Origin of the sequence: Sphingomonas phyllosphaerae 5.2 (assembly GCF_000419605.1) — a bacterium.
Taxonomy (GTDB): Bacteria; Pseudomonadota; Alphaproteobacteria; order Sphingomonadales; family Sphingomonadaceae; genus Sphingomonas; species Sphingomonas phyllosphaerae_B.
The window spans coordinates 2898928-2924581 of sequence record NZ_ATTI01000001.1; the positions used below are offsets into that span (position 1 = coordinate 2898928).

Annotated in this window: 21 protein-coding genes; 6 read left to right on the forward strand and 15 right to left on the reverse strand. The window is 69.5% G+C overall.

Going from position 1 to position 25654, the window contains the following annotated elements; all coding sequences use genetic code 11:
- Positions 1 to 177 precede the first annotated feature (177 nt).
- Together leuA and SPHPHY_RS0113730 are read left to right on the forward strand one after the other, a co-directional pair.
- On the forward strand, positions 178 to 1836 hold the full coding sequence (leuA, locus tag SPHPHY_RS0113725; protein ID WP_022687259.1) for a 2-isopropylmalate synthase: 1659 nt from the start codon (positions 178 to 180) through the stop codon (positions 1834 to 1836).
- On the forward strand, positions 1833 to 2495 hold the full coding sequence (locus tag SPHPHY_RS0113730; protein WP_028056913.1) for an HAD-IA family hydrolase: 663 nt from the start codon (positions 1833 to 1835) through the stop codon (positions 2493 to 2495). The genes leuA and SPHPHY_RS0113730 overlap by 4 nt, the downstream gene beginning before the upstream one ends.
- Before the next feature lie 288 nt (positions 2496 to 2783).
- Here SPHPHY_RS0113730 and SPHPHY_RS0113735 read toward each other — a convergent pair whose 3' ends face one another.
- The 3 genes from SPHPHY_RS0113735 to SPHPHY_RS0113745 are packed head-to-tail and all read right to left on the reverse strand — an operon-like array spanning position 2784 to position 4224.
- A complete protein-coding gene (locus SPHPHY_RS0113735; RefSeq protein ID WP_022687261.1) occupies positions 2784 to 3209 on the reverse strand; it encodes a DUF1178 family protein in 426 nt (141 codons plus the stop codon).
- Positions 3210 to 3221: 12 nt separating this feature from the next.
- Positions 3222 to 3479, reverse strand: coding sequence for a glutaredoxin 3 (gene grxC / locus SPHPHY_RS0113740; RefSeq protein ID WP_022687262.1), 258 nt, complete (start codon positions 3477 to 3479; stop codon positions 3222 to 3224).
- Between the two features lie 31 nt (positions 3480 to 3510).
- Entirely contained in the window at positions 3511 to 4224 is a 714-nt protein-coding gene (locus tag SPHPHY_RS0113745; protein WP_022687263.1) for a ComF family protein, read from the reverse strand.
- Between the two features lie 50 nt (positions 4225 to 4274).
- On the opposite strand from SPHPHY_RS0113745, the gene SPHPHY_RS0113750 reads away from it, so the two are divergent.
- Entirely contained in the window at positions 4275 to 5114 is an 840-nt protein-coding gene (locus SPHPHY_RS0113750; RefSeq protein WP_022687264.1) for a class I SAM-dependent methyltransferase, read from the forward strand.
- A 3-nt stretch (positions 5115 to 5117) separates the two neighbouring features.
- Here the strand turns inward: SPHPHY_RS0113750 and SPHPHY_RS0113755 are convergent, their stop codons facing one another.
- The 4 genes from SPHPHY_RS0113755 to tpiA all read right to left on the reverse strand — a co-directional run bounded on the left by SPHPHY_RS0113755 (position 5118) and on the right by tpiA (position 10949).
- Entirely contained in the window at positions 5118 to 5504 is a 387-nt protein-coding gene (locus SPHPHY_RS0113755) for a response regulator (protein ID WP_022687265.1), read from the reverse strand.
- Between the two features lie 71 nt (positions 5505 to 5575).
- Complete coding sequence (locus SPHPHY_RS21005; RefSeq protein WP_156025102.1) at positions 5576 to 7969, reverse strand: ATP-binding protein; 2394 nt, start codon at positions 7967 to 7969, stop codon at positions 5576 to 5578.
- The gene (locus tag SPHPHY_RS0113765) at positions 7966 to 9273 is read right to left on the reverse strand and encodes an EAL domain-containing protein (protein WP_022687267.1); all 1308 of its coding nucleotides are present in this window, start codon (positions 9271 to 9273) and stop codon (positions 7966 to 7968) included. Before SPHPHY_RS0113765 ends, SPHPHY_RS21005 begins: the two co-directional genes overlap by 4 nt.
- Before the next feature lie 938 nt (positions 9274 to 10211).
- On the reverse strand, positions 10212 to 10949 hold the full coding sequence (gene tpiA, locus SPHPHY_RS0113770) for a triose-phosphate isomerase (RefSeq protein ID WP_022687268.1): 738 nt from the start codon (positions 10947 to 10949) through the stop codon (positions 10212 to 10214).
- Positions 10950 to 11063: 114 nt separating this feature from the next.
- Between tpiA and SPHPHY_RS0113775 the strand changes: the two genes are divergently transcribed.
- Together SPHPHY_RS0113775 and SPHPHY_RS0113780 are read left to right on the forward strand one after the other, a co-directional pair.
- Entirely contained in the window at positions 11064 to 13001 is a 1938-nt protein-coding gene (locus SPHPHY_RS0113775) for a peptidylprolyl isomerase (protein WP_022687269.1), read from the forward strand.
- Positions 12982 to 14487, forward strand: a complete 1506-nt coding sequence (locus tag SPHPHY_RS0113780) for an anthranilate synthase component I family protein (protein ID WP_022687270.1) — start codon at positions 12982 to 12984, stop codon at positions 14485 to 14487. The genes SPHPHY_RS0113775 and SPHPHY_RS0113780 overlap by 20 nt, the downstream gene beginning before the upstream one ends.
- A 693-nt stretch (positions 14488 to 15180) precedes the next feature.
- Here SPHPHY_RS0113780 and rpsI read toward each other — a convergent pair.
- The 8 genes from rpsI to SPHPHY_RS21010 form a co-directional block, all read right to left on the reverse strand.
- Entirely contained in the window at positions 15181 to 15732 is a 552-nt protein-coding gene (rpsI, locus tag SPHPHY_RS0113785) for a 30S ribosomal protein S9 (RefSeq protein WP_022687271.1), read from the reverse strand.
- On the reverse strand, positions 15732 to 16211 hold the full coding sequence (rplM, locus tag SPHPHY_RS0113790) for a 50S ribosomal protein L13 (protein WP_022687272.1): 480 nt from the start codon (positions 16209 to 16211) through the stop codon (positions 15732 to 15734). The genes rpsI and rplM overlap by 1 nt, the downstream gene beginning before the upstream one ends.
- Before the next feature lie 131 nt (positions 16212 to 16342).
- A complete protein-coding gene (locus SPHPHY_RS0113795; protein ID WP_022687273.1) occupies positions 16343 to 17122 on the reverse strand; it encodes a hypothetical protein in 780 nt (259 codons plus the stop codon).
- Positions 17122 to 18162 carry a heme A synthase gene (locus tag SPHPHY_RS0113800; protein ID WP_022687274.1) on the reverse strand — a complete coding sequence of 347 codons (1041 nt, stop codon included), beginning with the start codon at positions 18160 to 18162 and terminating at the stop codon, positions 17122 to 17124. The genes SPHPHY_RS0113795 and SPHPHY_RS0113800 overlap by 1 nt, the downstream gene beginning before the upstream one ends.
- Positions 18163 to 18346: 184 nt before the next feature.
- Positions 18347 to 18853, reverse strand: coding sequence for a CinA family protein (locus tag SPHPHY_RS0113805; protein WP_028056916.1), 507 nt, complete (start codon positions 18851 to 18853; stop codon positions 18347 to 18349).
- Positions 18850 to 19551, reverse strand: coding sequence for a prolyl hydroxylase family protein (locus tag SPHPHY_RS0113810; protein WP_022687276.1), 702 nt, complete (start codon positions 19549 to 19551; stop codon positions 18850 to 18852). The genes SPHPHY_RS0113805 and SPHPHY_RS0113810 overlap by 4 nt, the downstream gene beginning before the upstream one ends.
- Before the next feature lie 56 nt (positions 19552 to 19607).
- On the reverse strand, positions 19608 to 20546 hold the full coding sequence (locus SPHPHY_RS0113815) for an RcnB family protein (protein WP_022687277.1): 939 nt from the start codon (positions 20544 to 20546) through the stop codon (positions 19608 to 19610).
- Between the two features lie 87 nt (positions 20547 to 20633).
- Positions 20634 to 23507, reverse strand: a complete 2874-nt coding sequence (locus SPHPHY_RS21010; RefSeq protein WP_196802169.1) for a hybrid sensor histidine kinase/response regulator — start codon at positions 23505 to 23507, stop codon at positions 20634 to 20636.
- A gap of 76 nt (positions 23508 to 23583) precedes the next feature.
- On the opposite strand from SPHPHY_RS21010, the gene SPHPHY_RS0113825 reads away from it, so the two are divergent.
- Positions 23584 to 25626 (forward strand): NAD(+) synthase, encoded by a 2043-nt coding sequence (locus SPHPHY_RS0113825; RefSeq protein WP_028056918.1) that lies wholly within the window; start codon positions 23584 to 23586, stop codon positions 25624 to 25626.
- The last annotated feature ends 28 nt before the right edge of the window (positions 25627 to 25654 follow it).

The window sequence follows — 25654 nt, forward strand, 5'->3', positions numbered from 1 at the left end:
ACTGGACAGCGGCCGCGGGCGCGCGCTAATTATCGCGGCGATGACGTGCCGGCTGGCCCTCCTTCTGCGACTTACGCGCCCTTAGGCGTGCATCTGCCGACGCGTGCATCGCACGCGCCACGCGCCTAAGGGCTGACCCGACTTTCCCTTTTCGCTCCTGTCCGAGAGAGCCTCGTCATGCTGCGCGATCCTTCCGCCAAATACCGCCCTTTCCCCACCATCGACCTGCCCGACCGCCGCTGGCCATCACAAACGATCGCCACCGCGCCACGCTGGCTGTCGACCGACCTGCGCGACGGGAACCAGGCGCTGATCGATCCGATGGACGCCGAGAAGAAGACGCGCTTCTTCGACCTGCTGGTCAAGGTCGGCCTGAAGGAGATCGAGGTCGGCTTCCCCAGCGCCGGCGCGACCGAGTTCGACTTCATCAGCGGACTGGTGCGTGACGGGCGCGTGCCTGACGACGTCGCGATCCAGGTGCTGACGCAGTCGCGCCGCGACCTGATCGTGCGCAGCTTCGAGAGCCTGGAGGGGGCGAAGACCGCGATCGTCCACCTCTACAACGCCGTCAGCCCGGCGTGGCGCAAGATCGTGTTCGGGATGACCCGTGACGAGGTTAAGGCGATTGCGATCGAGGGCGCGAAGGTGCTGCGCGACGAAGCCGGCAAGCGTCCGGATACGCGCTGGCAGTTCGAATATTCGCCGGAGACGTTCTCGACCGCCGAACTGGATTTCTCGGTCGAGGTCTGCGCGGCGGTGATGGACGTGCTGCGCCCGACCACCGACGCGCCGATCATCCTGAACCTGCCCGCCACCGTCGAATGCGCGACGCCCAACGTCTATGCCGACCAGATCGAATGGTTCGGGCGCAACATTCCGAACCGCGAGGCGGTGGTGATCTCGCTGCACACCCACAACGATCGCGGCACCGGCGTGGCGGCGGCGGAGCTGGGGTTGATGGCGGGCGCCGACCGCGTCGAAGGGTGCCTGCTGGGCAACGGCGAGCGCACCGGCAATTGCGACCTCGTGACCGTTGCGCTGAACATGTACACGCAGGGCACCGACCCGCAGCTCGACCTGTCGAATATCGACGAGATCGTGAAGACCGTCGAATATGCGACGCGCATCCCGGTCCATCCGCGCACGCCTTATGCCGGCGACCTGGTGTTCACCGCCTTTTCCGGCAGCCATCAGGACGCGATCAAGAAGGGGTTCGCGTCCCAGTCGGCACGCAACGACGGCATGTGGGAGGTTCCCTATCTGCCGATCGATCCCGCCGATCTCGGCCGCAGCTACGAAGCGGTGATCCGCGTCAACTCGCAATCCGGCAAGGGTGGCGTCGCCTGGGTGCTGGAACAGGACAAGGGCCTGAAGCTGCCCAAGCGGATGCAGGCCGATTTCAGCCGCCACGTTCAGGCGCTGGCCGACGAAAGCAGTCGCGAGTTGAACGCCGCCGATATCTGGGGCGCGTTCGATCGCGCGTATCTGCCCGGCGACGACGATCGCTTCGTGCTGCGCGACTATGAGGAAACCGGTGCGGCGGGCGAGCGGGTGTTCGTCGGGCGCGTGGCGATCGACGGCGAGGAACGCTCGCTGTCGGGTCGCGGCAACGGGCTGATCTCGGGCGTGATCGCGGCGCTGGCCGACAGCACCGGGCCGGCGCTCGACGTGATCGACTATAGCGAGCATGCGATCGGGCACGGCGCAGGTGCACAGGCGGTCGCGTATCTCGAATGCCACACCGGTGACGGACGCACGGTGTGGGGCGTCGGGATCGACAGCGACATCGCCACCGCCAGCGTGCGCGCCGTGCTCTCCGCGGCGAACCGCGCGTGACGCGCCGCTACGCCGCCTTCCTGTTCGATATGGACGGGACGCTGATCAACAGCATCCCCTCCGCCGTCCGCGCCTGGACCGCCTGGGCCGAACGCCATGCTATCGACGTCGACGAACTGATGGCGGTGATGCACGGCGTCCGGGCGATCGAGACGATCCGCCGCTTCGCACCGCCCGGTGTCGATCCGCAGGCGGAGTTCGAGGCGCTGCTCCAGGCCGAGATCGACGATGTCGCCGATGTCGTCGAGATACCCGGCGCCGCGGCGTTCGTCGCGACGCTACCGCCGGAACGCTGGGCGATCGTGACGTCGGCACCGCGCTCGCTCGCCGAGGTGCGGCTGCGCGCCGCCGGGCTCGGCGCGCCGGGCGTGATGGTGACCGCCGATGACGTGTCGCAGGGCAAGCCGGCACCGGATTGCTTCCTGCTCGCGGCCGAACGGCTGGGGGTATCGGCGGCGGACTGCCTGGTGTGGGAGGACGCCCCCGCCGGGATCGCCGCGGGAGAGGCCGCGGGGGCTGATGTGATGGTGATCACCGCGACGCATCACGCGCCCTTGGTGACGCCGCATGGCACGGTGGTGGATTACGGCGCGCTGGCGGTGTCTTCGGCGAGCGACGGCAGCCTCTTGCTGCGAAAGAACGTCGACGCTGCTACCTGAATGGCGCCGCTGCACCAGCCGTGCAGCGCGCTGCCACGCCCGATCGACATTCAGCCGGTTGCCCCACAAGCTCCGTCACTGCGAGTGTGGCAAAGCGATCCAGCGTTGCGCAAGACGACCCGGATTGCTTCGCTACTCTCGCAACGACGGTAGATGAGCGAGTCTGTCCGATCGTGGGAGCGGGTGCGCCCGAACCGATCGATGATCTTCAGTGGCCGGCAGTCCGGCACGCGTGCTGCGCTGAATGTCGACTCTGCCCCAGCCTCTGGCTCCGGCAGCGCTGAAGCGTCAATTTACCGTCTCGGGTGGCGTGACCGGCAGCGGCAGCGGCGCGATCGGTACGCCTTCTTCAACCAATTGCCGCGCTTCGGCCACCGACGCCTGCCCGTGAATCGGCGCATCGGGCTTGTCGCCGGCGTGCATCGCTCGCGCTTCGGCGGCGAACTCGCCCCCTACCCAGCGCGACCCGGCCAGCGCCCGTGCCTGTGCGGTCGCGAGCTTCGCCAGCAACGCTTTCGCCTCTGCCGGCGCGACGCCGCGATTGCCCTTGGGTGCGACATTGGGCGCCATCATCGCCTTCTCGATCTCGTCCGTCCCGCATGACGGACAGGCGAGCAGCCCACGCGCCTTCTGGTCGTCGAAGGCGGCGGACGACGCGAACCAGGCTTCGAAGACATGCCCGTCCCGCGCACAGCGCAGATCGAAGACGATCACGTCCGGATCACGTCAACGACCCAGCAGCGCGTCGAGCTTGCCCGCGCGGTCCAGCGCGGCGAGATCATCCGACCCGCCGACATGCGCGCCGTCGATGAAGATCTGCGGCACGGTGGTGCGCCCACCCGCCCGCTCGATCATCTCGCCGCGCTTGGCGGTGTTCATCCCGATGTCCGTTTCCTCGACCGCGACGTCCTTCGACGACAGCAGCTTCATCGCGCGCGCGCAATACGGACAGAATGCCTTGGTGTAGATTTCGACCTGTGCCATCGATCCTAGGTGAGATCGCGCAGCCGCGCTGTCAATCGTCGTCGTCCGCCAGCACCCGCGCCCAGGCGAGGATCGTCACCGATGCCGCCCCCGCGGCCGCGAGCACCCGCACGCAGGCGTCCGCCGTCGCGCCGCTGGTGTGGACATCGTCGACCAGCACCACGGCGTGCCCGCGTACCGCCGCCCGCCCGGCGTCGCTCACCCGGAACGCGCCGGCGACCGTCGCGCGGCGTTCGCGCGGCGAGCGGTTGCGAAGCGGCGGCGTGGCGCGGTGCCGCTCCAGCGCGCGGACATCGACCGGCAGGTCGGACAGGCGCGCGATCGCAGTCGCGATCAGCGCCGCCTGGTTATAGCCGCGCCACCACAGGCGCCGCCGGTGAAGCGGCACCGGGATCAGCAGTGTCGCCGCGTCCGGCACGTGCCGCAACATCAGCCGGGCCGCGGCGTCCGCGTAGGCGGTGCGCCCGCCGTACTTCAATCGCAAAGCGACCGTCCGGGCCACGGGACCATAGGCGACCGCCGCGCGCACGCCGCCATGCACGGGAGGATCGGCGAGGCACGCGGCGCAACGGCTATCCGGGCCACGATAGTGGTCGAACGGAATGTTGCATCCCGCGCACCACGGCGGTCCGATGAAACGCAGGCTCGCCCAGCAAGCGGCGCAGAACCGCCCCTGCCCGGCAACCGTGCCGCCGCACCCGGGGCAGCGCGGCGGCAAGGCGAGATCGATCAGGCGGGACAGCACGCCCGCCCTTGTGGCGCGCGGCGCGAACGGGCACAAGCCGGGGCAGGATCATGCAGCCCGCCGACATCTTCGATCGCGCCGCACGCCGCGCCCGCCGCGATCGCGCCGCCGCCGGCTACGCCGCACACGATTTCCTGCGGGCCGCGATGCTCGACGGCATCGCCGACCGGCTGGATGCGGTGAAGCGCGACTTCGCCGACGTGCTGGATCTCGGCTGTTTCGACGCCTCCTTCGTGCCCCCGCCCGGCACGCGGGTGGCGCGGCTCGATCCCGGCTTCGGCTTCGCCAAGGCGGCGTGCGGGGTACAGGGCGACGAGGATCGGCTGCCGTTTGCCGATGCCGCGTTCGATCTGGTGGTCGCGGCCGGCACGCTCGACAGCGTCGGCGACCTGCCCGGCGCGCTGACGCTGATCCGCCGTACGCTGCGCCCGGACGGATTGTTCCTGGGCGCGTTCGTCGGCGGCAACAGCCTTTCCACGTTGCGCGCCGTCCTGCGCAGCGCCGAGGGCGAGCGGCCGGTGGCGCGGCTGCACCCGCAGATCGATCTGCGCTCGGCAGGCGATCTGCTGGTGCGCGCCGGGCTGACGCTGCCGGTGGCGGACTTCGAGACGTTGACGGTCCGCTACGCCTCGTTCGGGCGGCTGCTGGACGATCTGCGCGGAATGGCCGCGAGCAACGTGCTGGCGTCGCGGCACCCGCTGCGCCGCGACGTATTGGCGCGCGCGATGGCGGAGTTCGCGGCACGTGCGGCGCCCGACGGGCGGACGGCCGAGCGGTTCGACATCGTCTTTCTCACCGGCTGGTCGCCCGCGCCCGACCAGCCCAAGCCGGCGCGCCGCGGCAGCGGGCGGACCTCGCTCGCGGACGCGCTTCGCCCGCCGGGCGGCTGATCGTCAGATCAGGTCGGCGTCGCCGTCGTCGGCGAGCAGCCGGCCCATCGCGTCGAACAGCTCGTCCATCGCCACCGGCTTGAAGATGACATCGTCGGCGCCCCCGGCCAGGCAGCGTTCGCGCAGGTCGACGGCGGTATCGGCGGTGACCACGATGATCGGCATCCGTGCCTTGGAGTCGGAGCGCGCGCGGATGTGTCCGATCGCGGTCATGCCGTCCATGCCCGGCATCCGCAGGTCGACCAGGGCGATGTCGAAGTCGTGCGCGTCGATCAGCGCCAGTCCGATCTCCGCACTTTCGGCCTCGACCATCGCGGCCCCCGCGACGTCCAGCATGTCGCGAACGACGCGACGGTTCATCCTGTCATCCTCGATGAACAGTACCGTCATCGCTGCCATGTCCGGCCCCTTTGCTGCGCCGCCACGCGTTTTGCGCGAGACGGCGGCGACTCCTCACCCGGCTACGCAGCGTCCTTGACGGTGCGTCTGGGCATCACGCCTATTGCGTCCACTAGGCCCTTCTTGGAAATAGGCTTTTCTATAACTTTAGTGAGCCCGATTGCGTGGACTTCCTGTCGCTCGCGGTCGCCGAGCGCCTCGGTCAGCAGCGCGACCGGCGCGTGGTGCGCTGCGGCGACCAGCGCCGCCAGCTCGGCAGGAGCGCGACCGAAGGTCGCGGCGTCGACCAGCACCTGATCCGGATCGACGCGGGCGATCGACGCCAGCGCGTCGTCGGCATCGCTGAACGTGACCATGCCAAGGGGCTCGAACAGCGCACGAAACATCGCGCGGGTGATGGGGTTGCGCTCGACGATCAACAGGCCGCCGCGCGCACCCGCCGCGACGGGGGCAGTGGCCGGCACCAGCGGCAGGTCGAGTGTGAAGCACGATCCCGCGCCGACGCGGCTCGTCACCGCGACGTCGCCGCCCATCGCCTGCGCAAGGCTGCGGCTGATCGACAGGCCCAGCCCGGTGCCCCCGAAACGCCGCGTCGTTCCGGCATCCGCCTGCCGGAACGACTCGAAGATGATCGGCTGCGCCGCGCCGTCGATGCCGATCCCGCTGTCGGCGACGGCGATCCGCAGCCGGTCGCCCTCCTGCGCGACCAGCAACGACACCGATCCGGCCTCCGTGAACTTCACCGCGTTCGACAGCAGGTTGAACACCACCTGCCGCAATCGCGCCGCGTCGCCCGTGATCCATTGCGGCGCGTCGCCAAGCTCGACCTCGAACCGCAAGCCCTTGGCCAGCGCCGGCTCACGCCAAAGCCGTGCCGCTTCGGTCACGCACTCCCGCAGGTCGAGCGGCGCCGCCTCGACGGTAAGCCGCCCGGTCTCGATCTTCGCCATGTCGAGGATATCGTCCACCAGCGCGCGCATCGTCAGCCCGGCGGCGCGCACCACGCCCAGCCGCTCGCGCGTCACCCTGTCCAGCCCGCCGCCCGCGATCATCACCTGCGTCATGCCGAGGATGCCGTTCAGCGGCGTGCGTATCTCGTGGCTGGTGGTCGCAAGGAACTCGGTCTTCGCACGCGAGAGCTTCTCCAGCTGGGCGTTGCCGGCGGCGAGGTCGCGGTTCGCGGCGCGCTCGCGGTTGCGGCTCCGGCCGATCAACGCGAGCCCGATCGCCAGCAACGCGATGACCAGCAGGGTCGCGCCGACCACGAAGTAGAGCACCATCCGCTGCGTCTGCGCGGTCGCACGCTCGAACGCGATCGTGCGCGACAGCGCTGCAGCCTTCAGTCGCGTGATCCGCAATTCCTGGTTGGCATAATCGAAGCGCGCCGCCGCCAGCGCTGCGCTGGTCGAGCGTGCGATCTCGGTCGCCTGATCGTCGAGCCGCTTGAGCGCCGTAAGATGGGCCAACGCCGCGGCGGGATCGTTCGCGGCGACAAAGACGCGATGGGCGATCTCGTGCGCGTCGCGATCGGCGAGCACCGTCCGGGTCGCGTCCGTGCCGGTAAAACTCTGCTCCACCAATTGCCTGGCGTGGGCGATGTCACCCTTCTTCAACGCGATATCGGCGAGCACCGCCAGTAATTGCGGTCGGGTCGACGTCGCACCGGGTCGCGCCGCTATTGCAAGCGCGCGGGTCGCACTGCGCCACGCGCCGTCCACATCGCCGCCACGCAATTGCGCGAGCGCCAGATTGCCCGCGGACTGGACGATCGCCGGCGCGCTCCGCAGCGTTCGCGCCGCCTCCAGCGCGCGGCGGAACTCGGCCTGCGCCTCCGCGACGCGCCGCAACGCCAGCAAGGCGTTGCCGCGGCCGTTCTCGACCGCGACTGCCAATCCGGCGTCGTTGGGGTAGACTTCGCCGGCCTGCGAGAAATAGCGCAACGCCCCCTCGTAATCGTGCGCACTGACATAGAGCAGCGCGATCAGGATCAACGCGCGGGCGCGGCTGCGCGAGTCGCGCACGGCCACGAACATGTCGTGCGCGCGCTGGAGCGTGACCAGTGCATCGGCGACGCGGCCGGCGTCGGTCAACGCACTCCCCTGCGACAGCGTGATATCCGCGAGCAGCGGCCGCGGCGCCCTTGCCCGTATCGCGGTGCGGCGGGCATCGTCGAGGATCTTCAGCCCCGCATACGGATCGCCGACCCGGACCTGCGCTTCGCCTTCCAGCCACAGCAACGTCGCGCCGGGAACGCCGCGCGCGTCCTCCGGCGCGAGCTGTGCACGTGCCGTCCGCGCCAGCGTGATCGCGTGTTCCGGATCGACCGCCACCCGCTCCTCGATCGCCGCCAGCCCCGATGCGGCGGCAGGAGCTGGCCCGGCTGCATAGGCGGGCACCCCGCCGATCAGCGCGACGGCGAGGAAAGCGCCAGGCGCGATCCGCACCCGGCGTGTCACGCGCGTTTCCACGTCGCGGCCAGCCGCGTGAACGAGGCGCGCATGTCCTGCGTCGCGTCGCGGAAGCGGTCCTCGGTCAGGAAGGTCAGCAGAACGTCGAGCGCGACGGGGCGGCTGATCAGATAACCCTGCACCATGTCGCACCCCATCACGGACAGCAGCGCGAGCGCGGCGTGGCTTTCCACCCCCTCCGCAACGACCTCCATGTCCAGGGCATGCGCCAGATCGATCGTCGAGCGGACGATCAACGGGTCGCGATTCGAGCTGGTCAGCTGCGTGATGAACAGCTTGTCGATCTTCAATTCACGCGCGGGCAACTGCTTCAGATAGGCGAGGCTCGACAGCCCGGCGCCGTAATCGTCGATCGAGATGCTGATCCCGATCCGGTCGAATTGCTGGAGATGCGCGATCGCGCGATCGGGATCGCGGATGACCGACGTCTCGGTGACCTCGAAGCCGAGCCGTGCGTCCGGTGCCGCGGCAATCCGTTCGCCCACCAGTTGCGCAAAACGCGCATCCGCCAGCAAGTGACCGGAGATATTGATGAACACGCGCAGGTCGTGCCCCGCCGCGCGGAGCCGCCGCTGGTCCTCGATCGCCTGCGCGATCGTCCATAACGTCAGCCGCTCCATGCGCTGCGCGCGCTCGATCGCCGGGATGAACTCGGTCGGCGCCACCAGGCCGCGGTCGGGATGGTTCCAGCGGACGAGCGCCTCGACGCACTCGATCGCCTGCCGGCGAACATGCACCTTGGGCTGGTAGTGGAGCATCATCTGCCCGCGATCGAGCGCGAGATCCACGGCATCCGCAATCGCGTCATCGACGTCGTGCTGCCCGGCGTTCCAGCGCGCGAGCGGTGATATCCCCGACTGCGCTTCCGCCAGCGCCGCCTCGGCCTCCTCGATCAGCAGCGCCGACCCACGCCCGACCGGTCCGATCGCGCCGCCAAGGACGAGATCGACATCATGTCCCTCGTCGTCGATCACCATCGACGCGATGCAGCTGCGGCGACAGGTCGTCAATCCGTCCGCCAGCGCGTCCGGCCGGTCGCTGACGAACTGGACCTCGATCACGTCGCGGCCGGACCATTCGACACTGGCGTCCGGCACTGACGCCACGAGCCGTGCGACCAGTTCCGACATGACGCGACGCACGCCCGCCACGTCGATCGTCCGCCGTAACGCATTGTAATTGTGCAATTGCACCAACACGCAGATCTGCCGCGCCAGCGACACGTCACGCTGCTCGAAAGCGCGTTTGCCGTTCAGGCGCCGGGGCAATGCGAGGTGATGCAGGCTGGCCATGTCCTTCCCGGTCTAGAACGCACTCTTGAAGAATGACTTAAGTCCTCAGCACCGATGGTGAATAAATGGTTAACGATGTTGAGCTATCCCTAACCTTCAATTAAGTAGAAGTCACCCGCTTAAGGGTCGTCAAAAAAAGATGGAGACAGCCATGTTCGCCTTCGTCACCGCACTGATCCTCGGTTTCGTCGTTAAGCCCTGGTAATTGCCAGATTGGTCCGGGGCCTGCGCCGTTTCCTTACGGAAAGCGCGGACTTCCGGACCACACTGCGGCCTCGCCGGGCATGGAGTTCGGCCGGTCGATGATCCCGGCGCGTTCGCGCCGGCGCCGCCTCAGCCGGGCGGCCCCTTCCACATTCCGAACCATCGCGGACACGGTCGAGCCACCTGCCCCAGATCGACGCACGACTTTCGACGATGCGACGGAGCATTATCGCGTTTCCCTGCGGCAGGCGTCGTCCGATGAACGGATGCTTGTGCGCGTCGCGTCGGGCATCTCGCCGCACTTGCCGCACGATACGGCACGTCAAAGCCGACGCGCCAAGGCTTCTGTGGCTGCGGCCCGACGGGCGTGAACGGAGGTGCCATACGCGCTGACCGCCGGTTGCAACGTCACGCACCACGCTCGACCACAGCCCGTTCGTGCACACACGTATGAAGCGCCGGGTGCTACGCAGCAGGAGCCTTGGAGGAGGTCCGCTTGGCTCGCCCGCCCTTTACAGACCGGTCTCACGCCCGCACGGGCGGCCCGAAAATCGCCCGGTGGCCAGCCATGTAACGCGACGAGCGACGAGGCCGACGACGACCTCCGCACAACCGGTGCGCGTTTAAAACGCGACGTGGACCATCCCTCCGCCGCTTCGCCGCGTGATGCGAGCGACGCCCCCGGTCCCCTCCATCCCGACGCCGTGCTGGTCGACGCCCGGCGTCGCTGCGACCTAATCCGCGCCCTCGATGATCGGCACGAACTTCGCGGCCGTCAAACTCGCGCCGCCCACCAGCGCACCGTCGACGTCGGGCAACGCCATGATCGACCGCGCATTGTCGCCGGTCACGGAGCCGCCGTAGAGAATTCGCACCGCGTCCGCGCCTGCGCCGATCAACTGCCGCATCTTGGCGCGCGCGATCGCGTGGATTGCGGCGATGTCATCCAGCGTCGGGGTTCGTCCGGTCCCGATCGCCCAGCGCGGTTCATAGGCGAGCGTCAGCCAGTCGCCGCTCGCCCGCTCCGGCAGCGACTTCTCGATCTGCGCCTGCACGACGCGCTCGGCACGGCCGGCATCGCGCTCGGCGCCGGTCTCGCCGCAGCACAGGATCACCGACAGGCCGTGGCGCCGCGCCGCCGCCGCCTTCGCCCAGGCGTCCTGGCTGGTCTCGCTCTGGTATTCGCGGCGCTCCGAATGGCCGACGATCGTGAAGCGCGCGCCCGCCTCACGCACCATCGCCGCCGAGACGCAGCCGGTATAGGCGCCGCCATCCGCCTCGTGGATGTCCTCGGCACCGATCGCCAGGGCCGGCACGCGCTGCGCGGCGGGCGCGATCAGCGTCGCGGGCACCGCCACCGCCACGTCGACGGCCGGGTGCGCCGCCGCCGCCACCGCGATCGCCTCCAGCTCGGCCAGCATCGCCAGGTCGCCGTTCATCTTCCAATTGCCTGCCACCAGCTTGCGCCGCATGCCCCGCTCTCCCTGTTTTGCAATGAACCTGCGTTAGCCGCCTGCACGGCTTGATGCCAACCGGACGTGTAACTAAAGCGACAGGCTTCACTCCTCTGCCGGTCTTCCTCCTCCATGCTCAGCTTCCTCCGCGGCATCATCCATTCGAAGGTCGGCATGATCGTCACCTTCGGCGTCCTGATCGTGATCGCGCTGGCGTTCGCGGCCGGCGACGTCACCGGGCTAGCGAGCAGCAGCGGCATCCTCGGCCACCCGCTCGCCAGCGTCGACGGCGAGAAGGTGACGGCCGACGACATCCGCCGCCGCGCGCAGGACGAGCTGCGCAACGCCCGCCAGCAACAACCCGACCTCGACATGGCCGGGTTCGTGCGCGCCGGCGGGGTGGAGGGCCTGATCACCCGCACGCTGACCGGCCTCGCGCTGGAAACGTTCGGCGAGGAACAGGGCATGCGCGTCAGCCGCGCGCTGATCGGTAGCGAGCTGAAAGCGATCCCCGCCTTCGCCGGCGCCACCGGGCAATTCGACCAGCAGGCATATCTCCGACTGATCGCGCAGCGCGGGATGACCGACGCACAGGTCCAGCGCGAGATCGCCCGCGAGACGATGGCGCAGTTCCTGATGGTGCCGACAGTCGGCGCGACGCAGGTGCCGCAGCAGCTGGCGCTCCGCTATGCCTCGCTGCTGCTGGAGCGGCGTGCGGGCCAGGCGGTCCTGATCCCTGCGCTGCCCGCCGGCCCGGCTCCCACCGATGCGCAGGTGCAGGACTGGTACAAGCGCAACATTGCCAGATACACCACCCCTGAGCGTCGCGTGATCCGCTACGCGCTCGTCACGCCACAACAGGTCGCGGCGCAGACCGCACCCACCGCCGCCGAGATCCAGCAGGCCTATACCGCCGACAAGGCGAAATACGCACCCAAGCCGCTGCGCGACGTCACACTGGTGACCGTGCTCGACCAGAAGGCGGCGCAGGCACTCGCTGGCAAGGTCAAGGCCGGCACGCCGCTCGCGGCTGCGGCGCGCAGCGCCGGGCTGGAGGCGCGTACCGTGACCGGTACCGAGCAGTCGGCGCTTGCGACGCAGACCGCACCCGCGGTCGCCGCCGCGTTGTTCGCAGCACCGCAGGGCGCCGTCGTCGGCCCGCTGCGCGGTGCGATCGGGTTCGTCGTCGCACGCGTCGAGAAGGTGACGCAGGACCCCGGCAAGACGCTGGACCAGGCCCGCCCGGAGATCGTCGCGGCGCTGACCAAGCAGAAGTCGGCCGATGCGATCGGCAAGATCCGCGACGCGATCGAGGATTCGCTCGCCGACAACGCCAACATCAACGAGGTCGCACGCGACCAGAAGCTGACCGTGCTCGCCACCCCGGCGGTGCTGTCGAGCGGCGTGAACCCCGATCAGCCGCAGGCGCAGGCCGACGCCGCGCTCACCCCGATCGTCGCGGCCGGCTTCGCCGCGGAGGACGGCGACACGCCGACCACGGTGCCGCTCGGCGAGGACGGCGGCTTCGCGGTCGCCGCGCTCGACCGCATCGTGCCCGCCACGCCGATCCCGCTGGCGCGCGCGCGCGCGCAGGTGGTGGCCGACCTCACCGCCGAGCGCGCGCGCCTCGCCGCGCGCGCCGCCGCCGATGCGATCGTCGCGAAGGTCAACGCCGGCACCCCGCTGCCCGCCGCCGTCGCGCAGACCGGTGTCAAGGCGCCGCCGGTCGAACGCGTCGAGGCGACGCGCGCGCAGATCACCGCCAATCAGGGCCAGGTGAATTCGGTGCTGGCGATGATGTTCGGGATGAAGCAGCGCACCGCCCGCGCCATCCAGGCGCCCGACGGCCGCGGCTGGCTGGTGCTGCATGTCGACACGATCGTGCCGGGGGATGCCAGCAAGCAGCCATCGGCGATCCAGGCCACCCGCGTCGATCTCGGCCGCGCGATCGGTGCCGAATATGCGCAGCAATTCGCCAACGCGGTCGCCGCCGCACAGGGCGCCAAGCGCTTCCCCGATGCCATCGCCACGCTGAAGAAGGACCTGCTCGGTGGCGACGCCGGCCAGTGAGGCGCTGGCGGCGCTCGCCGCCGGCCGCCCCGCCCTGGTATGGCGGCGGCGGATCGCCGATACCGAGACGCCGGTCGCCGCCGCGCTCAAGCTGATCGAGCCCGGCCGCGGCGACTTCCTGCTCGAGTCGGTCGAGGGCGGCGCGGTGCGCGGGCGCCACTCGATGATCGGCCTGGCCCCCGATCTCGTGCTGCGCGCGCGTGGCGACCGGGCCGAACTCAACGCGCGCTGGCTTGAGGACCGCGACGCCTTCGCGCCGGTCGCGGCGCCGACGCTGGCCGCGCTGCGCGATCTCGTCGCCTCGATCCGCATGGATCTGCCCGCCGAACTGCCGCGCGCGCTCGCCTGCCTCGTCGGCTATTTCGGCTATGAGACGATCGGGCTGGTCGAGAAGCTGCCCGAACCGAAACACGACGCGCTCGGCCTGCCCGATCTGATGTTCGTGCGCCCGACCGTGATCCTGATGTTCGATCGCCTCGCTGACGAGCTCTTCCTCGTCGCGCCGGTCTGGCCCGACACCGCGCGCGACCCCGGCGCGCAGATCGCCGCCGCCGAAGAACGGCTCGATGCGGTCGAGGCGCGGCTCGCCAGCGCCACGCTGCCGCCCCGTTCGCGCGTCGATGCCGCGGAACCGGCACTCGCCCCGGTGCTCGCGCCCGGCGCTTATGCGGGGATGGTGGCGCGCGCCAAGGACTACATCTCGGCCGGCGACATCTTCCAGGTGGTACTGGCGCAGCGCTTCACCGCACCATTCCCGCTCCCGGCGTTCGAACTCTACCGCGCGCTGCGGCGCATCAACCCGTCACCGTTCCTCTATCACCTGGACTTGCCGGGTTTCGCGCTGACCGGCTCCAGTCCCGAAATCCTGGTGCGCGCGCGCGATGGCGAGGTCACGATCCGCCCGATCGCCGGCACCCGCCCGCGCGGCCGCACCGCCTCGGAAGACGCCGCCAACCGCGACAGCCTGCTCGCCGATCCCAAGGAACGTGCCGAACACCTGATGCTGCTCGATCTCGGCCGCAACGATGTCGGCCGTGTCGCGTCGCCGGGCACGGTGCAGGTTACTGACAGCTATGGTGTGGAATTCTACAGCCACGTCATGCACATCGTGTCGAACGTCGTCGGCCGGCTCGCCCCCGGGCACGACGCGATCGACGCGCTGTTCGCCGGCTTTCCCGCCGGCACCGTCAGCGGCGCGCCAAAGGTTCGCGCCTGTCAGGTGATCGCCGAACTGGAGGCGGAGAAGCGCGGCGCCTATGCCGGCGGCGTCGGCTATTTCTCGCCCGACGGATCGATGGATTCGTGCATCGTGCTGCGCACTGCAGTGGTCAAGGACGGCACGATCCACGTCCAGTCCGGTGCCGGCATCGTCGCCGACAGCGATCCGGCCTACGAACAGCGGGAGTGCGAGGCGAAGGCAGGCGCGATCCTCGCCGCTGCCCGTGAGGCGCTGCGACAGGCCGCCGCGCCGGACTTCGGGCAGTGAACGACTAGCGCGTTTTCCGATCATGTTGCGCCATCGGCACGGAGGTGATTTCGATCCGCCGCAAGGCGCGAGGAGGGCGCGATGCCTTGGTATCGTAAGCGGGGAGCAACGCCGCGGCGGGCCGAAATCACCCCGCCGCGTAGCGGGCGCCCAAAGGGCGATGACGGTGGCGCAACGTGGTCGGAAACCGCTCTGGCGGAATCGACACCCGGCGCCTCACGGGCACCGGACTGCTCGCCGACATCATCGACCTGTTCGGGCGAACCGCGCTCCGGCGGTGGGGCGGACTGCTCCCTCCACCCGCTGTTGCCAGCATAGCGACGCAAGCCGGGGCGGCGTGCGGAACGCTGGATCGCCTCGGCACGCTCGCAGTGACGACGCTTGCGGGGTATCCGGCTGAAGGTCGATCGGCCCCTGCGCGGACCTCACGTCGCTGGCCGCCTTTGCGCCCGGCCAGGCACCACTGCGGCCAGCGGCTTCGATACGCGCGCGAACGACATCGAACGACAATCGTCACCGCCATCGCAGGACCCAGGCGCTGCAGGCACGCCAGCTCGACACAGCAAAAGGGCGGCCCGTTGCCGGACCGCCCTTTCGTGTAACCGGCCGTGCCGCCGCCGCGCGGTCGGACTTCGCCGACCTGCCCGCTGCAACGAGGCTCCGGACCGCGTGGCGATCCGGAGCAGCCCGCATTTAGCGCTTCGAGAACTGGAAGCTACGACGTGCCTTGGCGCGGCCGTACTTCTTACGCTCGACGACGCGCGGATCGCGGGTGAGGAACCCGGCGGCCTTCACGGGCGCGCGCAGCGCCGGCTCGTAACGGGTGATCGCCTGGCTGATGCCGTGCTTCACCGCACCGGCCTGACCCGACAGACCACCGCCCTTGACGGTGCAGATCACGTCGTACTGGCCCTCGCGCTCGGTGATCCCGAACACCTGGTTGATGACCAGACGCAGCGTCGGACGTGCGAAATAGACTTCCTGATCGCGACCGTTGATCGTGATCTTGCCCGAGCCCGGCTTCAGCCAGACGCGTGCGACGGCGTCCTTACGACGGCCGGTCGCATAGGCGCGGCCGTACTTGTCGATCTCCTGCGCACGCAGGGGCGCGCGCTGCACCGGCTCCTGCACGTCGCCGGCCAGATACGCATCGGCCGAGGTCTCGACCTGCTCGCCGTCGTTGGTCTCGCGCTGCTGCTGGAGCGCCGCACCCAGATCGGAAAGGGACTGGCGGTTGTCGGACATTATGCGCCCACCTTGTTCTTGCGGCTCATGGCCGCGATATCCAGGACTTCCGGGTTCTGCGCCTCGTGCGGGTGCTCCGAACCGGTGAAGATGCGCAGGTTACGCATCTGCTGACGGCCCAGCGGACCGCGCGGGATCATGCGCTCGACGGCCTTTTCCAGAACGCGCTCCGGGAAGCGACCTTCCAGCACCTTCGCGGCAGTGATGCCCTTGATGCCGCCGGCATAGCCGGTGTGCTTGTAATAGATCTTGCCGGCCAGCTTGTTGCCGGTGAAGCGCACCTTGTCCGCGTTGATGACGATGACGTTGTCACCGCAATCGACGTGCGGGGTGAAACTGGTCTTGTGCTTGCCGCGCAGCACGTTGGCGATCACCACCGCCGCACGACCGACCACGAGGTCGGTGGCGTCGACGATGTGCCACTTCTTTTCCACCTCATGCGGCTTGGCCGCCTTGGTGGTCTTCATCAGCGCCTTCATGGTGCCTGGTGACCTTCATATTCGCGTCGAAAGAGAAAGACGCGCCACCCCGCCGGGTGCACGCGTCGATGGCGGCGCAATGCCGCGAGCGGCCGAACCTGTCAAGGTTTCCGCCGCTTTGCTGACGGGTATTATGATACCGCAGGAAAAAACGTGAGCCGTGTGACGTCGCGGTTCACGTGTCTTTCACCCACGACTCCCGCATCCACCCGCTGATCGTCATGCTGCTGCGTGACAAGGCCACTGCGGCGGTCGACGACACTGCTTCGGGCCAGCGATATGGCGGTGCCGCCGTCCTTCCCCGCGGCAGAAACGGTCACCGACACGCGCCGCCCGCTCACGCGCACGGTCTCCGTCCCGTTCATCGACAATGGCGGCTGCACGGCGCCGACCGGCGGCAGCGTCACGGTGCGGCTGCCGGGCCGCCGCCCGGTGTCATCCGGCGCAAGGACCATCGACAGCACGCCTGCCACCACCTGCACGCGCTGGGCTGTGGTCGCCGCATCGTGGACGCGCCACAGGGGCAGCCGGAGATCGTCGCGCGTCGCCGCCGTCCCGATCGCCGCGCGCAGCCGTGCCCAGATCGCATCGAGATCGCGGATGCGCAGGAGGTGCCCGCCCCGGTCGAGTTCGACGTCGATCGCGCGCCCGTTCAACGCCGTCGCCAGCATCGCGTAATCGCTGCCGCTGCGGCTGTCCTGCGTCGCGATCAGCGTCATCCGCGCGAGGTAACCGTCGCCACGCCGCGTGAAGACGATCCGCCGCTCGCTCTCGAAACGCCGCACGCCGTCGCGATCGTCGTGATGTTCCTGCACGCGGACCAGCCGGTAGGGAACATCGAGCGCCGGCGCGAAGCGCGCCTGCGCGGCGCCGCCCGCCAGCAGTGACAGAAGCGCGAACGCGCCGCGCATCACCCGCGGCGGCGGCTGACCGCGTGCGCGGCGGCGACCGTCGCGATCAGCAGCAGCGCGGCGTTCGCCTGATGCGCGACCGCAACGACGATCTGGACTCCGCTGAGCAGGGTGGCGATGCCGAGCAGGATCTGCGCGACGACCAGTGCAGCGACCGCCAGCGCCGTACGCGGCGCATTCCGCATCCGCGCGCGATACGCCAGCCACAGCAGCGCCCCGGCCGCGGCGAACGCGATCCAGCGGTGGAGGAATTGCACCACGATCGGATTGTCGATCGCGTTGCGCCATGCCGGCGCGACCATCGGCACATCCGCCGGAAACACGGCATCGCCCATCAACGGCCAGCTCGAAAATGCATAACCGGCGTCCAGCCCGGCGGTCAGCGCGCCCAGCAGGATCTGCACCGCCAAGGCGCCGATCGCCAGCGCCGGCGCGAGGCGCAGCGCGGTGGCGCGCGCCATCGGATTGGCGGCGAGCAGGTCGAGGTCGCGCGCGGTCCACACGATCCCGCCGAGGATGAACAATGCGGTGCCGAGATGCGTGGCGAGCCGCAGGTGGCTCACGTCGGTGCGCACCGACAGGCCCGAGGCGACCATCCACCAGCCGATCGCGCCCTGCAACCCGCCCATCGCCAGCAACGCCGTCAACCGCCAGCCATAGCCGCGCGGGATCTGCCGCCGCACCGCGAACCATAGCAGCGGCAGCGCGAAGGCGAGCCCGATCACGCGCCCGAGCAGGCGGTGGAGATACTCCCAGAAGAAGATCGCCTTGAACCCGTCCAGCGTCATGCCGCGGTTCAGCTGCTGATATTCCGGAATGCGCTGGTAATGCGCGAACTCGGCCATCCACTGCGCCTGGGTCAGCGGCGGCACGATGCCGCTGATCGGCTTCCACTGCGTGATCGAAAGCCCGGACTCGGTGAGCCGCGTGATCCCGCCGACCACCACCATCGCGACGATCAGCGCCGCGACCATATACAGCCAGCGCGCGATCGCCGCCGGACGCGTGGAGAGCGAGAAACCCGGGCTGGCCTGGAGCATGCCGCCTTCTAGGCCCCGGCCGGTTGGAAGGAAAGCGCGTTCATCCCCTGCCCGGCGCGCCAGTAAGCGAACCCCATAAGCGACCCGATAAGCGAACGACGTGCCCCCCCCTTGCGCCTATTCCCTTCCAGCCCCGTCCCTTCGGGAACCAGCTTTCGTTCCGCTCGCGATTCCGTTGGAGCCGCTACGCCACCGCCTCTTCCAGCAGCCCCAGCGCAACCTCCAGCGCAGCTTCGCGCACCGGGCCGCGGCCACGGTCGCCGAAGTGGCATTCGCGGTGCCAGACCTTGCCGTCGCTGCGTCGCCGACAGGCGAGGTGGACCAGCCCCGGCTCGTCGCCCGGCGCGCCCGCGCCGGCGAAGCCGGTGATCGACAGCGCGATGTCGCCGTCGGAATGCAGCAGCGCACCCTCCGCCATCGCACGCGCGACGTCCTCGCTCACCGCCCCGCACCGCTCGATCTTCTCCGCCGCGACGCCGAGCAGTTCGCACTTCGCCTTGGCCGAATAGACCACGAAGCCGCGCTCGAACGCGTGGCTCGCACCCTCGACATCGGTCAGCAACGAGGCGAGCAGCCCGCCGGTGCAGCTTTCCGCGGTGACGATCGTCAGGTCGCGCGCGCACGCCGCCTCCAGCACGCGCCGCGCGGCATCGACGACCGCGGCGGGAATGCCGCCGAGCGGCTCGCTCACGAGGCCGCGGCGTCGCGCGGACGACGCCCCCACGGCTCCTCGCGGAACCACTTGGTGATGATGTACTTGGTGCCCTCCAGCACCGCCATCCCCTCGTGCAGCGTCGCGGTGTTGGGGCGGCCGTCCGCGGTCATGTTGTCCCACGCCAGCAGCATCCCCTTGCGCGGCGCCACCCGCAGCCCTCCCTTCGGAAACCACGTCGCACCGCCTTCCTCCACGTCGTTGAGGTAGATCATCGCGGTGAAGGTGCGCTGCCCGCCATTCTCGCGCATCGCCGGCCAGTAACTTTCGGCCTCGTGGAAATAATCGTGGTGAGCGCGGAAAAGCTGGCCGGGGGCATAGCGCTGCCCCTGCATCGTCTCGCCGAATTCCGGCGCGATGCCCAGCGATGCCGCGATATAGGCGTCGATCTGGCGGATGCCGTCCGCGGCGCGATCCATGTCGCAGCTGTCGCTGGTGCGGCTGCCGGGCCCCCCGCGGTCGCTGAACAGCGTCGAGGGGCGGCGGTTGGCATCGATGACCTGCACCAGCCAGTCGCAATTGGCCTCATCGAGGAAATCGATGCAGCGCCACGCCGCGACCGTGTCGCTCGGCAGGCGCTGCATCCGCGGATCGGCATCGAGCCGCGCCGCCACCGCCTGCCCTTGCGCGGCGCGGACGGCGGAGGGGTAGCCGGGGGGTGTGGTCGCGATCGACATGACCGCCCCGGTTTCGCGCGCGGCGCGCTGCGTTGCAAGTGATCCGCGTCAACCCGTCAGGCGAAGATGCCGTGGATCACGTCGACGACCGTCCCGTCCTCGATATCGACCAGCAGCGCGTCGTCATAATAGCGCACCCAGCGGTAAGGCTCCTCCGCGTCGGGCAGGCGATAGGCGTAGGGATCATAGATCCAGTAGCGCGGCGTGTAGAGCATCGGGGACAGCGGCACGCCGACGCCGAAGCGCCGATAACCGCCGTTCCAGCCGTAAGGCGCGTAATAACGCGGCAGCCGGAATGCCGCGCTGCGTTGGTTGCGATAGCGGTTCCAGTCGTAGCGCGGATCACGCCGCCAATCGCGATCCCAGCCGGCGCCGCGTCCCGAGCGCCACGCCACGGACGGCGACGGCGACCGGTCGGGACCACCGAAGCGCTGCCGCGGATCGGCACGTTCGCTACGCCACACCCGATCGCCCTGCTCGCCGCGCGCACGCACGTCGTCGCGGCGGTCGCGATCACGGTCCCGGTCGCCCGTTGCGACGGGTGGCCGCGCGAGGCCGCGATCCCAGCGGCGTTCCCCCTCACGCGCGGAGGTGCGGGAATCGTCGCGACTTCCCTGCCAGTCGCCCGGTTGCCGATCGGGGCGATCGTCGCCGCGTCCGTCAAGCTGCGACTCGACCCGATATTCCCGACCGCGCTGCCGGTCGCCATCCGGTCGATCGGCGCGCTGGTCGCCGCGTCCCTGCCAGCCGCCCGGCTGCGCCGTCGCGGGCGTCGCACCGCCGCGGTCGCGGCGTGGCTCTCGCGGCTCCTCTCGCGGCGCGGCGGAGGGCCGCTCGGCCGGTGCAGCTTGCTGCGGCGGCGGTTGCGGGCGTTCGGCGCGCTCGCGTCGCCAGTTGCCGCGATCCATCGACCGGTTGTCCTGCGCCAGTGCCGGCGGCACCAGCGCCGTCATCGACAGCAAGCCCGCCATCATCGCCCTCAACATCGTCCGCATCTCCACCGATCATGGGGATGCTTGTGCACGCCCCCGCGACAACGAACACTGAACCGCGTCGTCAGCCGATTGAAAGGAGCGACCGCATCAGCGCTGGTGGAGCAGCCCGCGGACGCGTTCCAGCAGCAGTGCGCGCGGGTACGGCTTGCGGATCAGTTGCTGCTCCGAAACGCCCGCGATCTCCGCCGGATCGGCATGGCCGGTCACGAACAGGATGCGGACATGCGCGTGGCGCTGCGCGACGTGTTGCGCGAACTCGATCCCGTTCATCCCCGGCATCGTGATGTCGGTGACGACCAGCTGGATGCCCGGTTCGTGGAAGAAGGCGTCGAGCGCGGCGGCGCCGTTCGACGCCTCCACCACGTGGCATCCCACCTCGCGCAATGCCTCGACCGCGATCTGCCGCACGCGATCGTCGTCGTCGAGCACCATGACGATGGCGCCGGCAAGCGAGTCGGCGAGCGGCGGCGGGCTCGGCAGTGGCTCGGCGACCGCCTGCGTCGCGGCGCGCGGCAGGAACACGCTGACCGTCGTGCCCTCGCCCGGTGCACTGTCGATCCGCACCCCGCCGCCGGATTGCTTCGCGAAGCCGAAGACCTGCGCCAGCCCCAGTCCGGATCCCTTGCCGACCTCCTTGGTCGTGAAGAACGGCTCGAACGCATGCGCCAGCACCGCGGGCGGCATGCCGGTGCCGGTATCCTGCACGGATACGCGGACATAGTCGCCGGGCGGCGGCTCCTCGGCGCGCGTCGGCTCGCCACGCCGGACGTTATCGACCGCCAGCGTCAACAGCCCGCCGCCGACCATCGCGTCGCGTGCGTTGATCGCGAGGTTGAGGATGATGAGCTCCATCTGCGTCGGATCGACCAGCGCCGGCCACACCGGCATCGCCGCGCGCGTCTCGATCGCGATCTCGCGCCCTAGCGTGCTGCCGAGCAGGTCGAGCAGCCCCAGCACGGTGAGCCGCAGGTCGACCACCTTCGCCTCCAGCCGCTGCCGCCGCGAGAAGGCGAGCAGCTGCGCGGTTAGCGCCGCGCCGCGCTCGGCGGCGACGCGGATATGGTCGAAACGCGTGCGCAGCCGCTGGTCGAGCAGGCCACGCTGCCCCGCGACGGTCAACGCATCGACATTGCCGAGGATCACGGTCAGCAGGTTGTTGAAATCATGCGCCACGCCCGAGGTGAGCTGCCCGATCGCCTCCAGCCGCTGCATCTGGTGAAGCGTTTCCTCGACGCGCTCGCGCTCGGCGATCTGTTGCATCAGCTCGGCGGTCCGCGACGCGATGCGCTCCTCCAGTCGCTCGCCGGCCAGATGCGCCTCGGTCACGTCGATGCCGCACGCGGTATACCCCTGGAACTCGCTGCCCAGAAAGCGCGGCCGCGCCTCGATATGCACCCAGCGTTCCTGGCCGCACGCGGTCAGCACCGGATATTCGCCGGACATCGATGCCGGCCGGTTGAGCCAGCCGGCGCGGTTCCGCAGCGCCTCGTCGCGCCGGTCGGGGCGCAACAACGCCACCCAGCCGCCCGCCGTGACTTCGTCCGGCGAGATGTCGAGGATGGTCTCGAACCCCTTGCTGGCGAACGCGACACGACCGTCGGGCTCGGTCATCCACACAAGTGCCGGCAGGCTGTCGGCCAGCGCGCGGAAGCGTTCCTCGCTCTCGCGCCACGCCTCGGCCTGCGATTTGCGCGTCGTGACGTCGGCGAGCGTGCCGACGATGCGGACGCAGACGTCGCCATCGAACAGCGCGCGCCCGCGCGCCGACAGCCAGCGCACGTCCGCCCCCGCCGGGCGGACGACCCGGTATTCGATATCCAGCGGCGCGCGGACCACGGGATCGACCACCGAGGGGAAGACCGCGCGGAGCGCGGCGCGATCCTCGGGGTCGACGCGCTCGCGAAACTGCTCGATCGTCATGAACGGCGTGTCGGGCGGCAGCCCGTAGAAATACAGGCCGCGCGGCGAACAATAGAAGCGGTCGCGTACGAGGTCATATTCCCAGGTCGCGATCTCGCCGGCCTCGGTCGCCTGCTCCAGCGAGGCCCGTCCGCGCTCCAGCGCCTGACGCGCCTGATGACGATCGGTGCGATCGACGCCCTCGATGAAGATCGCCGTCACCTGCCCGTCCGCATCGGTGATCGGCTGGCAGATGAAGTCGATCCAATAATCGCGCAGCCCGCCCGGCTCGGTGGTCGGCAGCTTGACCGGCATGTCGCGTCCGCGGAACGGCCGGCCGGTGCGGCGCACCTCGTCCAGCTTCTCGATGAAGCCGATCGCGGCCACGTCGGGCAGCGCCTGCGCATAGGGAAGGCCGATCAGCGGCCGTTGCCCGGTCATCTCCCGATACGTCTCGTTGGCCAGTTCGATGACATGGTCGGGGCCACGCAGCACCGCGATGAAGCCGGGCGCCTGATCGAACATCTGGCGCAGCCGCTCGCGCTCATCGTCGATCGTCTCGATCTTGCGCACGCGCTCGGTGGTGTCGGAGACGATCGACAGCACGCCGCCGACGCTGCCGTCCGGAAGCAGGATCGGCGAATAGGAGATGTCGAAATAGACACGCTGCGGGCGGCCGTCGCGCAGAACCTCGAACGGGTGGTCGCGCGCGGCCACCGTGCGTCCCGTGGTGCGCACCTCGTCGAGCATCGGGCCCAGCGCTTCCCACGTCTCCCCGCTCCACTCCCGCGCCGGGCGCGCGAAGCCACGTGGGTGCATGTCGCTCATCACCTTGGCGTGAGCATCATTGTAGAAGGCGACATAATCGTCGCCCCAGAAGATCGCGACCTGCGCCGCCGATGGCAGGAACAGCGTCAGCGCGCTGCGCAGCGTCGCGGGCCATGCGCCGGGCGACCCCACCGACGAGGACGTCCAGTCGGTGTCGCGGATCAGCCGCCCCATCTCTCCACCCCGCGTCAACGACTGGGCGAAGTCGTCGTACGGAAGCTCTTTTCTTTCCATCGCGTTCGAATGTAGCGCGCCGGATTTGCCGCGAATAGTTGGCAAAGTGTACATTCGCTCGGTATTTACCGGACGCATGAACCCTGCTTTCCGCTCGCTGCATCGTCACGGCATGGTGCGCGTCGCCGCCGCCACCCCGGTCGCCACCGTCGGCGATCCCGCCGCCAACGCCGCGGCGGGGATCGCGCTGGCCCGCACCGCACACGACGCCGGCGTCGACCTCGTCGTCTTTCCCGAGCTGAACCTCAGCAGCTACGCGATCGACGACCTTCATCTCCAGTCGGCGCTGCAGGCGGCGACCCGCGCTGCGGTGGCAGCGGTGGTCGCGGCGAGTGCGGAGCTTCGTCCGGTGCTGCTCGTCGGCGCGGCGCTGGAACGCAGCGGGCGGCTCTACAATTGCGCGCTCGCCATTGCGCGGGGGCGTGTCCTCGGCGTGGTGCCCAAGACGTTCCTGCCCAATTACCGCGAATATTACGAGAAGCGCTGGTTCGCGAGCGGCGCCGGGCTGACCGGCCTGTCGATCGCGATCGACGGGCAGGACGTGCCGTTCGGCACCGACCTGCTCTTCGCTGCCGACGACCTGCCGCGCTTCGTCTTCCATGCCGAGATCTGCGAGGATTACTGGTCCCCTACCCCGCCCTCGACGCTGGGGGCGCTGGCGGGCGCGACGATCTGCGCCAATCTGTCGGCGTCCAACGTCGTGATCGGCAAGTCGCGTGAGCGGATGATGCTGTCGGCGTCGCAATCGGCGCGCGCGCTATGCGCCTATGTCTATGCCGCTGCCGGGCCGGGCGAGAGCACCACCGACGTCGCGTGGGACGGGCAGGCGAGCGTCCACGAGCTCGGCGAATTGCTCGCGCAGTCGGAACGGTTCGCGCATGCGGCCTCGCTGACGATCGCCGACGTCGATGTGGAGCGACTGGTGCAGGAGCGGACGCGCAACGGCACCTTCAACGACGCCGCCGCCTTCGCGGGACACCCTGAGACGCGCTTCCGGCGGATCGGCTTCGCGCACCGGCCGGACTTCGCGGATCTCGGGCTGATGCGTGAGATCCGGCGCTTTCCGTTCGTGCCGAATACACCCGGCAAGCTGGACGAGGATTGCTACGAAGCGTTCAACATCCAGGTCGAAGGTATCGCCAAGCGGCTGGTGGCGGCGCGTGCGCAGCGGCTGGTAATCGGCGTGTCGGGCGGGCTGGACAGCACCCACGCATTGATCGTCGCCGCCAAGGCGCTCGACCGGCTGGGGCGGCCGCGCAGCGACATCCTCGGCATCACCATGCCGGGCTTCGCCACCAGCGCGGGCACGAAGGACAATGCGTGGAAGCTGATGCGCGCGCTGGGCATCACCGCGGAGGAGATCGACATCCGCCCCGCCGCGACGCGGATGCTGGAGGACATGGGGCATCCGTTCGGCCGCGGCGAGCCGGTCTACGACGTGACGTTCGAAAACGTGCAGGCGGGGCTGCGCACCGACTATCTGTTCCGCATCGCCAACCAGCGCGACGGGCTGGTGGTCGGCACGGGCGACCTGTCGGAACTGGCGCTCGGCTGGTGCACCTACGGCGTCGGCGACCAGATGAGCCACTATGCGGTCAACGCCGGCGTGCCCAAGACGCTTATCCAGTTCCTGATCCGCTGGGCGATCGGCACCGACCAGTACGATCGGGAGACCGATGCGGTACTGGAGGCGATCTTGGGGCAGGAAATCAGCCCGGAACTGGTCCCGGGCGACACCATGCAGAGCACGGAGAGCAAGATCGGGCCGTATCCGCTCAACGATTTCTTCGCGCATTACCTGATCCGCCACGGCCTCGCGCCGTCGAAAGTCGCGTTCCTGGCGTGGCATGCTTGGCACGACGCCTCGGCCGGCCGCTGGCCGCTCGGCTATCCCGCGGAAGCGCACACCGCCTACGATCTGGCAACGATCACCCATTGGCTGGAACGCTTTCTTATCAGGTTCTTCCAGACCAGCCAGTTCAAGCGCTCGGCGCTGCCCAACGGACCGAAAGTGTCGGCGGGCGGCGCGTTGTCGCCGCGCGGCGACTGGCGCGCACCGTCGGACGGCACCGCCGCGGCGTGGCTCGCGGAGCTGAAAGCGAACGGGCCGGGGATCTGAAGTCCCCAGCCCGCGCGATCTGCGGGTC